The organism is Paenibacillus tyrphae, assembly GCF_000722545.1.
In the GTDB taxonomy this organism is placed as follows: domain Bacteria; phylum Bacillota; class Bacilli; order Paenibacillales; family NBRC-103111; genus Paenibacillus_G; species Paenibacillus_G tyrfis.
In genome coordinates, this window is record NZ_JNVM01000017.1 from 124706 (window position 1) to 136894 (window position 12189).

General features: G+C 53.4%; 9 protein-coding genes. 3 read left to right on the forward strand and 6 right to left on the reverse strand.

What is annotated here, in order from left to right; all coding sequences use genetic code 11:
- Positions 1-12: 12 nt before the first annotated feature.
- From ET33_RS21010 to modA, 3 genes are all read right to left on the reverse strand, one after another.
- Entirely contained in the window at positions 13-5106 is a 5094-nt protein-coding gene (locus ET33_RS21010) for an S-layer homology domain-containing protein (protein WP_036686272.1), read from the reverse strand.
- A gap of 157 nt (positions 5107-5263) precedes the next feature.
- The gene (gene modB / locus ET33_RS21015; protein WP_036686274.1) at positions 5264-5926 is read right to left on the reverse strand and encodes a molybdate ABC transporter permease subunit; all 663 of its coding nucleotides are present in this window, start codon (positions 5924-5926) and stop codon (positions 5264-5266) included.
- A gap of 5 nt (positions 5927-5931) precedes the next feature.
- Positions 5932-6777, reverse strand: a complete 846-nt coding sequence (gene modA / locus ET33_RS21020) for a molybdate ABC transporter substrate-binding protein (protein ID WP_051775486.1) — start codon at positions 6775-6777, stop codon at positions 5932-5934.
- Between the two features lie 202 nt (positions 6778-6979).
- Here modA and ET33_RS21025 point away from each other — a divergent pair, with 202 nt between their 5' ends.
- The 3 genes from ET33_RS21025 to ET33_RS21035 are packed head-to-tail and all read left to right on the forward strand — an operon-like array spanning position 6980 to position 9161.
- A complete protein-coding gene (locus tag ET33_RS21025; RefSeq protein WP_036686276.1) occupies positions 6980-7930 on the forward strand; it encodes a helix-turn-helix transcriptional regulator in 951 nt (316 codons plus the stop codon).
- 49 nt (positions 7931-7979) lie between these two features.
- Complete coding sequence (locus tag ET33_RS21030; protein ID WP_036686278.1) at positions 7980-8462, forward strand: hypothetical protein; 483 nt, start codon at positions 7980-7982, stop codon at positions 8460-8462.
- Between the two features lie 54 nt (positions 8463-8516).
- Positions 8517-9161 (forward strand): TVP38/TMEM64 family protein, encoded by a 645-nt coding sequence (locus tag ET33_RS21035; RefSeq protein WP_036686281.1) that lies wholly within the window; start codon positions 8517-8519, stop codon positions 9159-9161.
- Positions 9162-9346: 185 nt separating this feature from the next.
- On the opposite strand, the gene ET33_RS21040 is transcribed toward ET33_RS21035, so the two are convergent.
- The 3 genes from ET33_RS21040 to phnX all read right to left on the reverse strand — a co-directional run bounded on the left by ET33_RS21040 (position 9347) and on the right by phnX (position 12178).
- The gene (locus ET33_RS21040; protein ID WP_036686282.1) at positions 9347-10132 is read right to left on the reverse strand and encodes a DeoR/GlpR family DNA-binding transcription regulator; all 786 of its coding nucleotides are present in this window, start codon (positions 10130-10132) and stop codon (positions 9347-9349) included.
- Between the two features lie 84 nt (positions 10133-10216).
- Complete coding sequence (gene phnW, locus ET33_RS21045; RefSeq protein WP_036686723.1) at positions 10217-11317, reverse strand: 2-aminoethylphosphonate--pyruvate transaminase; 1101 nt, start codon at positions 11315-11317, stop codon at positions 10217-10219.
- A gap of 33 nt (positions 11318-11350) precedes the next feature.
- Positions 11351-12178 (reverse strand): phosphonoacetaldehyde hydrolase, encoded by an 828-nt coding sequence (gene phnX, locus ET33_RS21050; protein ID WP_036686285.1) that lies wholly within the window; start codon positions 12176-12178, stop codon positions 11351-11353.
- Between the last annotated feature and the right edge of the window lie 11 nt (positions 12179-12189).

Consider the following 12189-nt stretch of genomic DNA (forward strand, 5'->3'; position numbering starts at 1 on the left):
TTATGTGTCCTGCTAATTAATAAAATTCACTGCTTTCATCATACGATATAGCATAATCGACACTTGTCCGCGGTCAGCTTGCGCTTGCGGTCTAAAAGAGGAATCTTCGAATCCCTGCACAATCCCTAATTGATTACTCAGAAATACTGCATCCTTAGCCCATTCGGCGATCTGATCCTGATCCCGATAAGACTGTGCAGATTTAGCGTTATTCACGCCCGACGAAGAGTCGGCCAGTCCAGCGTAAATCACTGCACGTTGCAGCATCACAACAAGCTCTTGACGCGTTACTGGCGTATCGGGCCGGAAAGTTCCGTCTTCATACCCAGCGATCAAGCCGCTTGCTGCCGCTGACGCGATCGGAATGCTGTACCAGTCAGACGCTTTAACGTCAGAGAATTGCGCTTGACTCGCTTGGTCAGGAATCAGGCCAAGCGCCTTCGTCAGCATGCTTGCAAGCTCTGCTCTAGTTACAGGTCTTACGGATGCAAAGCTACCGTCCGGATAACCGGATACGATAAATTTTGAGGCTAACGTTTCAATCGCCCCTTTGGCATAGTGTTCCGGAGCGATGTCATTGAACGTTTTGCTCTGCCTAACGATCGTATATAATGAGTTGCCTTTACGATACAAAGTCCCCTGCCATTTACCGTCGCGATTGGTAAATATAGCGGGAATCGGGTAATATTGCCCGCTGTTCTTATCAATCACAAGGCCGGCCAATTGACTTGCCGACATCTCCGCCGACACATCCCCGATCTCCAAAGTACGAGCGGCATAGGTTGGTAATGCGTTGATTTCTTTGATTTTCCCTTCCGCCGTAATGACTTCTATTTTAAAGTCTACCAGCTTGCTCACGACAGACGCACCCGTCTGGGCTAACACATCAACAACCGCTTTTTCAAGAGCTTGATCTGCTTTTGTGAAGCTTACGATTACACTTCCCTTTTCGTTCGCCGCCGACAATTCGGCTACAAGCTGCTCAATCACAGATTTAGGCAGTTCCAGTGAAGCTCCTTCCGACTTGATGACCAGTTTTGCATTACCCAGTCCGCCAGCTAGCGCTTTAAAAGAATCTCTGGTGAATTCCGCCTGAACTGCGTCGGCTTTTCCGGGAATTTCAACGACAAGCTGCGTAGATTCTTTATTCAGGCCCTTCAACAGTTCGGCCGCTTTTTTATCATCGATTGTCGTTTTGCTCACTTTATCATTGGAAGGGGAGCTTGGCGCACCACCGCCTCCTCCGCCTACAAATCCGCCACCCGAGTTAACAGGGGTCTGGGAATTGTTATTTTCAGCATTGTAGCTCTTGGCGGTCCGTAGACTTTCGACCGTATCACCACGCTGTATCGATACGTAAATCGAACCGCTTCCCGCCCCTAATTGATTCACATTAAATGCTACGGATTGCTTGTCTTTTTCAACGACGGCAGAAGCCATAGAATACGGTACAGTCGGCGTGCGGTAAATCCGAATGTTGTCGCCTTCCTGCAATCCGTTCACTTGAATCGAATCGTTGCCGTCCTTATTATTCGTTACGATGATCTGATCCTCCCGCAGCGGCGCAGTACGAATCCGGTCTTGGACGGGTATAAACACAGGCTTGGCTTCGATTCCCCTGCCGCGGGTAACGATTCCGATTTGCGTAGCGCCGGGAGGCAATTTCGTGTGGGGCGGAATGGAAATTTGGAATTCCGATCCCATTCCGCCAAAAGATCCAACGCGTCCCTTAATTTCAGACAATAGCTGAAGTTTCTCACCTGTTTGATTAGCAAAAAACGTCTGATAAATCATTTCCGGATCGTCATTCTTTACGAAAAAGCTCAACGTTCCCCCAATTTGGCCGGCCTCTCCATCAATGTCCAAGAAGGGGGATGGTTGGATCGGGCTAACAGAATCAACAAGCTTGAGCCAGTCTATTTTCTCGGAAGATACGTTATCGCTAATATGGACAATTTCTTTATTAGGAGCAGGCTCTCCCTTCTCATTGACCGGAACGACCATAACATAAGCGGTGTCGGCCTTAATCAGTTCGGGAGCAACGTTAACCGTATACTGATCTTCCCCTTTAGTAACTGTAGCGAAAGGTTGAACATCCCATTGAAACATTCTGTTCCCAAAAAATAAATGGTATCCGCTAATGTCCGATTCGTCAGCCGAAGGCTGCCAGGTTACTTTTCCCTCTATCTTTCCCCGACTCGGGTTTGTGTCGATAAACATCGTTTGAGAAGGAGTTGCGTATGGCCGGTCCCAGATTGGAATGCTTGCCCCAGCTTCCGACTCTCCCTTCTCGTTCTTGGAATAAACGGCGATTCGTTTTGCTCCAGAAGGAATAGCGATTTCCGGCAAGCTGACTTCATATCTTTCGCGGCTGTCGCTTCTCTTCGTCTGCATAATCGGTTTGAGCTTCTTGCCTTCGCCATCGAGAAAGTAGGCAATGTAATCTGTCACATCATTAGCCGCTGAAAACTCGTGCCAAGAAAGGATACCCGATAACTTTCCTTTGGCCTGATTCTCGTCGAAGAACGAAACAGCTGCTGGAATGGATGACGGTCTGCCCTCAACGCCAGAATCCAAAGGCACTTGCTCCGACAAGATGTTGTCGTAGATCCTTAGATACGTAAAATTCATCGCAGACTGACCCTTGGAGTTTACAGCCTTAATGGCAACGTATGCAGCTTGATCCGGAACAGAGCCCTTGATGTCAAAGGAAAACTTCCTTTGAACATTTGAAGTATCCGAAGCTACTCCATCCTCATAGGCAACTTTTCCGAATCGGTCTCCCATCGGTTTTTTATTGCTATCTGCAAAAAACAGATCATACCCGAATTTGTCAGACGACTCATAAACATACCAGCTTAGTTTTAAAGCCAGCGCCCCTCGTTGTGGATCGGTATCCACCAAACGCGGCTCAAGGGGAGAAGCATAAAAGGCCGTTCCTGTGTTATCCCAAATGTCCGCGACACCGGGAGTAGCCCCTTCTCCAACGCTGTTCTTGGCGTATACGCCAAAATATTTGGCCCCTTGTGGAAGCTTGGTGCCTTTTGGAATGTCAACCGAATAACTGTAGCCGGCCGTTTTAGGGAGCGTATAAATCGAAGCTCCGATTTTCTGTTTATTGGCATCCAGGAAATAAACGGTATACTCCGTTATAAACTCCTCCGAAGAAGGCGCTGACCATCTTAGAGATCCGCCAATTGTCCCTAGGTTATCATCCGTATCATAGAAACTAACACCTACGGGCAAATGCATCGGCGGCCTGTTGGCCGGAGTATCCTGCTGCAACTCGCTCATCGAATTATATCTATATACAGTTGAGGTGCTTGGGTCATATGTCAATACATTGCCGTTCTTTAAAATCAATGCCTGATCGATCGTATAAGATAAATCAAACTGCTTGTTGAACGTATCGCGATTATATACGGCGGATTGCGTAAAAACATAAGGACCGTTCGCGTAGACGACTGGGGCGCCATATTCTCCATAGACGTAACTGATGACATTAGCATCCAGACGTTCTTTGCCGAAATAAAGAAACGGTCCGTCCTTCAGAATCTGGCTGCTATACGCGCCGCGATCCCTTTTAGAGATAATTTTATTGTCGGTTGTCCGGATTTGCGTTAAACTATTGGCCCCCCCGACATACAGCATGTTGTTTGTTTGGTCCAGCTTCAGCTTGGGAACATATACCGACAGCGTTTGGTTATCAGGCTTCAGCTTTTGGCCGCTTCCACCATAAACGGCGTCATACACTCGAACTTCTTCCCATTGATCGTTGTAAGCATAATAAAGCTTATTTCCCGCCTCGATCTGAAATGGATTCGTGTCGACCGTTATTTGATACACGGATGACGGAACGCTGGTCCCGTATACGGTATCGACCACACCAATTTTGGTAGAACCGGATAGTGCAACATACAGCTTACCTTCATACCCGGAGATATCGACAGGATCGGAGCCGATAAACATATCGCCAACGACGCTTAAATCGCTGCTGCGCAGAGTTACCAAGCGGTTCGCATCCTTAAAGATGGCGTAAATGTATTCCCCATTCTCGCTGACGGTCCAGTCGGATAGCCCATAATTGAATCGGACTCCCCCCGTTACTTTGCTCGCGGTCAGAGCTGCGGGAGTCAAAGGAAGCTGTAATTTTTCAATCGTTGTAGTCCCGCTTTTAAACATATAAATTTGGTTGCTTGAATCCATTGCCATTAAACTTGAAGCATACGGAAGCTTGGTAACCTCGGTAAACGTCTTCCGGTCCATTACGGCCCCTGGAGTATAATCGGAACCCGTCAGCACATATTTTCCGTTCGAAAAATATGCACGTGCGCGATAATTGCCTTGTATTACCGCCAGATTGGCAGGGTCGAGCAAATATCCGGCAAAGTAAATTCCGGCATCGTCGAGAAGCAATTTTCGATTGGGATAACTAAAGCCATACCCTTCATCGTAGGTTGTTTGGCTTAGCAGCCGATGATCGGATACGCTATAAGCGTAAAGGTTCGAGCCGCTGCTTCCTCTTGCTCCCACGAATAGCTTTTGCCCGGATTGATCGATAATGATATCCGGTTCTGATGAAGCCGCTGTCTTGACTTCTCGAATCCCGTTGGTCGACAAGTTGTATTCGAATACACTGTTCCGGTAATTTCCGCCGACATAGAACACTTTATTATCGGTAACCGCCGTCAGATAAGGACGGTCTGTCGTAGCCAATGTGCGCTCAACCGTCTTCGAAGCGATATCTACGATTTTGATTTGTGTTGCGCCCGAGAGAGGCACATACAGCTTGCCATTAAATAAATCAATATCGGAAGGCTTGGAGCCGATATCGATCGACGTCTCGACTTGAAGATCGGACATGCGAATGAACAAGAGCTTGTTTCCCTCTTCGGAAACGGCATAAATATACCCTCGTGATTCGTCCAAAACCCATTCGGTCAGCTTGAACCCGAGGCTCTGACTTTCAAGAGAGGCAGCTTGAGCCTTGGATGGCCCTGCTATCGGAAGAAACGGCGCGAGCAGGCTGGCAATGAGAACCGCCATCCAGCTTGATTTCACCAACCGCCGTTTCATGAGCCGTTGTATCCGTACGACTAAAGACAAAAAAATTCCTCCTAATGATATAGTATGATTTTGCCAACATCGTAGATTTTACAAGATATCCTGATCAAATATTGTCATAATTTGTCGAATAAAATAATATTTTTGTCGATAACAAACAAAAGGTTTGTCGTCCTCGAAAGGTGAGAACAACAAACCTCTATTTCCTGCTTACCGCAAGCATCATCATAAACGAGATGACGATGATCGAGCCGGTCCACCACCAGGCGAGCGTCATGCGGCCGGATTCCACCGCCATGTAGATGGCGGTCGGAACGGTCTGCGTCTTCCCCGGAATATTGCCGGCGATCATCAGCGTCGCCCCGAATTCGCCGAGCGCCCGGGCGAAGCCTAGAATGTAAGCCGTAGCGAGGGAGCGCCAGGCCAGCGGCAGCGTAATATAGCGGAGCACCTGCCACTCGCCCGCTCCCGCAGAGCGCGCGGCGTCCTCTAGGTTGCGGTCGACCGAAGCGAAGCCGACCTTCATCGTTTGGTATACGAGCGGAAAGGCGACCACGAGCGCAGCGATGACGGCCGCCCACCACGTGAAGATGAGCGGAGCCGCGAACCACTCTTCGATCCAGCGGCCGAACCAGCTCTTCTTGCCGAGAAGCACCAGCAGGATGAAGCCGATCACGGTCGGAGGAAGCACCAGCGGCAGCATCAGCGCGGTTTCCAGCAGCGTTTTGCCCCGAAACGTACGGCGGGACAAGCCCCATGCCGCAGCGATCCCGAGGACGAACACCAGCGCGCTAGCAACCAGCGATACTTTGACCGACAGCAGGACCGGCGACAGAAAAGCGTTCCAATCGATGCCAGGCATGCCGGTTACTTCCCGGCGGGGATGGTGAAGCCGTACTTCGCGAACACGTCCGCCGCTTCTTTACTTTGCAGGTACGTGTAGAAGGCTTCGGCTTCTTTGGCATGCTTCGTCGCTTTGACGATACCGGCCGGATATTCGACCGACTTGTAGGTTTTCGGATCGACGTTGAAGGCGATTTTCACCTTCTTGGACGTGAGTGCATCCGTCTTGTAGACGAAGCCCGCTTCCGCGTTGCCCGATTCGACATAGGTCAGCACCTGCCGCACGTCTTTCGCCATGACGAGCTTCGGCTGCAAAGCGTCCCACTGCTTCGCGTTCGTCAGCGCTTCCTTGGCATAGCCGCCCGCCGGTACGGATTCCGGTTCCCCGATAGCGACGTGCTTCACTTCCGGCTTCGCCAGATCGTCCACCGTGCCGACTTGCGCCTTGCCGCCTTCCGGTACGACGACGACGAGCTCGTTGACGAGCAGGTTTTTCTGCTGCGCCGCATCAACAAGCTGCTTGTCCACCAGCGCCTTCATATTTTTGGCGGCGGCGGACAGGAATACGTCGGCGGGAGCGCCCTGCTCGATCTGCTGCTGCAGCGCGCCGGAAGCTCCGAAGTTGAAGTTCAGCTTGATGCCCGCGTTCTTACTTTCGTAAGCGGTTTGGATCTCCTTGAGCGCGTCGGTCAAGCTCGCCGCGGCGGAGACGGTCAGCTCCACCTTTTCGGCGGGAGCGGCCTGTTTGGTCTCTTGCCCGGATTTCGGCGCGTCCGCCGGGGTAGGCTTGGCTTCACCACAGCCGGAAAGCCCAATGGCTAGAGATAAAGCAAACAGCAGGAATAAACAAGAAGTAGCGATTTTACGCACAATATCCTCTCTCCTATCTATTTAATTATGTTTAGATATAACTAGATATACTTAATATAAGCGAAAAAAAGGAACCCTGTAAACAGCGGTTTGAATCACTGACGCATCCATCGTATGATAGGTGTGACGACTTCGTGTCCAGGCCGGGACCAAGACCGGCGCTGCCTGCGAAAACGAATGCAAGACGGGAGGTTTCAGCGTCATGACCAACGACGTTTCCTATACAACTGAAGAAATCGCGAAGCTCTTGAAAATATCCAAGCTGACCGTGTACGACCTGATCAAAAAAGGCGAGCTTCCCGCTTATCGCGTCGGCAAGCAAATGCGTATCGATGCCGTGGATCTGGATGCCTATAAAGCCAGAGCCCGCGAAGGCCGCATGCCGCCTGCAGCCGCTCCGGCACCTTCCGGTGCCTCAAGGCCGGAGGCTGGTTGGGCTCCGGGCAGCCGTCCGCTCGTAATCACGGGGCAAGATATCAGCCTCGACATGCTGGCCAAGCATCTGGAGAAGCAGGCACCCGGCGTCCGCCCGCTGCGCTCGTACGTCGGCAGCTTGGACAGCCTTATCTCGATGTACCGTGGCGAATCGGATATCGTGAGCACGCATCTGCTGGATGGCGATACCGGGGAATACAATATTCCGTATATCCGCAAGCTGCTGGTCGGCTTTTCGTATATCGTCGTGCATCTGCTTACCCGGAATGCCGGGCTTTACGTGCCGCAGGGCAATCCGAAAGGACTGCGGAGCTGGGGCGATCTTGCGCAGCCCGGACTGCGTATCGTCAACCGGGAGAAAGGCTCCGGTGCGCGCGTGCTGTTGGACGAGCAGCTGCGGCTGCACGGCATCGCTCCGGGCAGCATTGCAGGCTATGAGGCGGAGGAATCCAGCCATATGGGCGTAGCCGGCAAAGTCGCTGCGGGCGAGGCCGATGTCGGGGTCGGGATCGAGAAAGCGGCGAGCATCGTCAAAGGCGTCGATTTTATCCCGCTGATCCGGGAGCGTTACGATCTCGTGATGCTGAAGAAGCCGGATAACCGCGAATGGATCGAAGCGGTCCGGCGCATCCTGCAATCGGACGCCTTTCTCAGCGAGCTGCGCTCCATCGGCGGATACGACTTGACCGAAACCGGCAAGGTTTTACTGGAAACGTGACAAACCGGTTACAATAAACGCTGCCCGGCAGGACTGGGGGTGGGGACACTTGAAAAAATGGGTATGGATCATCATCGCCACCTGTGTCATTATTGTGGCTTGCCTTCCCTTCTATCCGAGACTGCGTTACCATCTTTATGAGCAAGACCGATTGCCGAGCGACTACGAAATTTCTTACGGGTACGAGTTATACGACTACAGAGATAAATTTTTCCCTCCGAAGGCCGGGTGGAAGAGGTTCTCTACGGACCCACGGACGATGTTCCCTGACGGCAAAAACATTCTCGTACTTGTGGCGCATCCGGAACTTGTACATGGGGAGCACGCCTTCCGCTTTCTGGTCATCCGCGTTCGCGACGGTCTGCCGGTCATGACGGAGCCCACTTATCCACAAGGCGACTTTTTGTTTACCGCCAGATTGCGTTCCGATCGTTGGGAGCCCGGAGAATATAGAGGAGAGTATTGGAAGGACGACTCGCTCGTAGCGGCCAAAACGTTTACTATCCAAGGAAAAGGCCCTGAGGCCGAATAAATCGTGAAGACCGCTTGGCACAAAATCTAACCGGACTCGGGTGATCGCATCAGCATGGATTTTTCAATCATCGAGCATTTGACAGAGGACAACATCAAGCATTGGCTGGAGCAATACCGCTCCCTGGGGCCGCTTCCCGGCATCCTGCTCACGTTCGCCAAGTCGTTCGTTCCTCCGCTGCCTACGCTGGTCATCGTCGGAGTCAATGCGGCGGTATACGGCTTATGGCTCGGCTTTCTATATTCGTGGATCGGCATGATCGCCGGATGCCTGACGACCTTCCTGATCATTCGCAAAGCGGCTGGCCATCCGTACTTCGAGCGGTGGAAGCGCAAGCCCAAAGTCGAAAAAAGCATGCGGTGGGTCCGCCACAACGGGTTCAGCTATGTGTTTCTGCTGAGCGTGTTTCCGGTCGGCCCGTTCGTGCTTGTCAATATGGCGGCCGCCGTCGCGCGCATGCGGCTGCATACATTCCTGATCGCCGTGGCCGCTGGCAAAGCGATCATGATCTTCTCCGTTTCGTATATCGGGTACGATCTGGAACGATTTGTCCGCGATCCGCTTCAGCTGCTCTATGTGGTGTTGTTTATCGGGGGCTCGCTGTTTCTCAGCAAAAAAATCGAGACGCATTTTACAAAAGCGGCTGCGGCTAAAGAGGAGCAGCGAAGTCTAAACGGAGACGAGCAGGGGAGCGGATGAATCCCGATCCATTTGCGTCATCCCATTCTTTTCTATCTGTATCTGTTCATCCTTCGGCAAAACGACGAAATCCGGAAGCATAGGCTTCCGGATGGGCCACCCCGGGCTTTTGGCCTCGGGGAGATGGTTTTCGTTTAGGTAGCGCGGGTCAACTGCACGGTTCCGCAAGGCAAGGCAGTTGCTTCTTACATGGCATGGATCCAGGTCACACCCGAAGTTTGAAGGTCGGTCTCCCATTCCTTCGGCATGTTCACATCGCTGATAATGATGTCGATTTCCTTGAGATCGGCCAGCTTGTAGAACTGCCCCTCGCCGATCTTTGAGCGGTCGGTCATCACGATCGATTGCTTGGAATGCTCGATCAGCTTGCGTGCGAGCTGCCCCCGTTCGGCGTCGAAGCTTGTAATTCCGCGGTTTACCATCAAGCCATCGATCGAGATAAACGCCTTGTCCGCATAAAACTGCTCGACCATCCGCTCGGCCATCGAGCCGGATACCCGTGCCTGCGAGGCATTGACCTTGCCTCCGATAAAATAAACGTCGCCGGAGAACAGCTCCTTGTTCTTGTAATCGATGAGCAGATACAGCGCCGGAGCGGAAAAGGCCAGCACCGTAATATTTTTCTTATTGAGCAAAAAATGAATCATCTGCTGGGTCGTCGTGCCGTCGTCGATGAAGATCACGTCGTTGTCTTCCACCAGAGACGCAGCCGCCCGGCCGATCCGCTTCTTCTCGTCGGCGTACAGCTCTTCCCGCTTCAGGTGCGGCGGCTCTTCCCGTGCCAGGTTGATTTTGACCGCACCGCCGTAGACCCGCTTCAGCTTGTTCTCCGCCTCCAGCTCCTCCAAATACCGGCGCACCGTCTCCGACGACACCTTCAGCTTCTCAACCAGCTCAAATGTCTTTACTTTTCCTTCCAGATTGAGCGTGTTCAAGATGACATCCTTGCGTTCTTCCCCCACCAAAGACATTCGGCGCAACCTCCAGCCCTGCGTATGATACTTGCATTATAGCACCCGAGCGCCGCAGCTTACACGATTTTCCGTTCCGCCGCTTTACAACCAGAATCGGTTGCGCCCGATCGCCTCCAATAGCCGCGCGATATCGTCCGCATGCACATCCCCGATGTTGCCGATGCGGAACGTGTCTGCGGACGAGATTTTGCCCGGATACAGCACGAAGCCTTCGAGCTTCATCCGCGCGTAAAATTCCGCAAACGAAAACTGCGGATGCGCCGGATACACAAACGAAGTAATGATCGGCGATTGGCACGAGGCCGGAAGCAGCGCTTGAAACCCAAGCTCCTCCATCCCCCGCACCAACAGGCGCTGGTTGTTCTCGTACCGCTGCTGTCGCTTCGTGATGCCTCCCTCGTCCTCCAGCTCCAGCAGTGCTTCGTGGAACGCGTGCACGACATGGGTCGGCGAGGTGAACCGCCACTTGCCCTGCTGCCGCTCCATCGTCTCCCATTGATCGTACAGATCAAGCGAGAGCGACCGGGCGCGTCCGGCGCAGGCAGTCAGCTCCTCCGTCTTCGCGATGACGAAGCCGAAACCGGGGACGCCTTGAATGCACTTGTTGCTGCTGCTGATCAAAAAATCGATGCCGAGCGTCGCCACGTCGATGGCGATGCCGCCGAAGCTGCTCATCGCATCGGCGATCAGCGTCTTGCCGTGCTGCTTCGCCGCCCGGGCGATGTCCTCCAGCGGATTGCGCATCCCGGTCGTCGTCTCCGTATGGACGACGGCCACATGCGTAATATCCGGCTGCGCGGCCAAGACGGCTTCCAAAGCGGCCACGTCCGCAGGCGTCGTCTCGCCCAGCGCGATCCGGACGGTCGGAATGCGCAGCCGCTCCGCCATTTGCGCGATCCGCTCGCCGTAAGCTCCGTTAATGAGGACGGCCAGCTTGCCGTCCACGGGGATCGCCGAGCCGATCACCGATTCCACGACGAATGTGCCGCTTCCCTGCATCAGCACGGCCGTATACCGGTCCGTCTCCGTCGTCGCCAGCCGGACCAGCCTGCCGCGAATGTCCTGTACCAAGTCGTTGTATTCGCGGTCCCACGTGCACCAGTCCTTCAGCATGGCCGCCTTCACCCGCTTCGTCGTGGACAAAGGTCCCGGCGTCAGCAGCAAATATGGATTATCCGGCATTGCCGGAACGGTCATCGTTTCTGTCATAAGAATTCATCCTTTCGTTGCGGCCGCCATGGAGCATGGGGATTCCCCTGCCGCCAAGCGCCGGTTAATGTCTGCAATGACCGGGTCCAACGCCCCGATGGAGTCGATCACATAATGCGCGCCCTCCGACCGGTAGCGCCGCCCAATCTCTTCGAGCTTCCGCTGCAGAACGGCGGGATCGCATGCATTTACTTCCGCCTCGGTCATGCCGAGTTCACTGCTGCCTTTGAGAATGCTGACCGTCCAGGTTCCGGCGTTCAGCCCTTCACGAATGTCGCTGATTGTATCTCCGACTTTGACGATATGCTTCATCGGATAAATACCAAGCCGAATTGCGTTCTCGTAGATCATCCACGGATACGGCCGGCCCGCAGGCATTTCGTCCGGCGTTACCAGCCCATCCGGCGCATAGCCCTGCTTCTTCGCCTCGGCGGCGACGATCTCCATCATCTCCGTCGTATATCCCGTGGTCGAGCCGACCTTGATCCCTTGCGACCGCAACCGCGCCACCAGCTCAATCACTCCCGGAATCGGGGTCGCATACTGCTTCAGGATGCCGAACAGCATCAGCTCGAAATCCGAGTACAGCGAATCGACATCGGCTTCCTCCGGCGTCCGGCCGAAGGCCGCCTTCCACTGCTTCGCCACGCTGTCCAGGCGGCAAAGCTCGCGGAGATGATCCCGCTTCAGCATCCCCATCGGCCCGCGCGCTTCCTCGGCCGTCAGCGTAATTCCCCGCTTCGCAAACACTTCCACAAATACTGCCACCGGCGCGAAGCAGCCGTAGTCAACCGCAGTTCCCGCCCAATCCAAAATGACTCCTTGTACCGTCATATCTTGATTCC

Coding starts and splice junctions, on each gene's coding strand:
- ET33_RS21025 (WP_036686276.1), top strand. CDS start 6,980: ATGACCAACGACGTTTCCTATACAACTGAAGAAATCGCGAAGCTCTTG.
- ET33_RS21035 (WP_036686281.1), top strand. CDS start 8,517: ATGGATTTTTCAATCATCGAGCATTTGACAGAGGACAACATCAAGCAT.
- modB (WP_036686274.1), bottom strand. CDS start 5,926: ATGCCTGGCATCGATTGGAACGCTTTTCTGTCGCCGGTCCTGCTGTCG.
- phnX (WP_036686285.1), bottom strand. CDS start 12,178: ATGACGGTACAAGGAGTCATTTTGGATTGGGCGGGAACTGCGGTTGAC.
- phnW (WP_036686723.1), bottom strand. CDS start 11,317: ATGCCGGATAATCCATATTTGCTGCTGACGCCGGGACCTTTGTCCACG.
- ET33_RS21040 (WP_036686282.1), bottom strand. CDS start 10,132: ATGTCTTTGGTGGGGGAAGAACGCAAGGATGTCATCTTGAACACGCTC.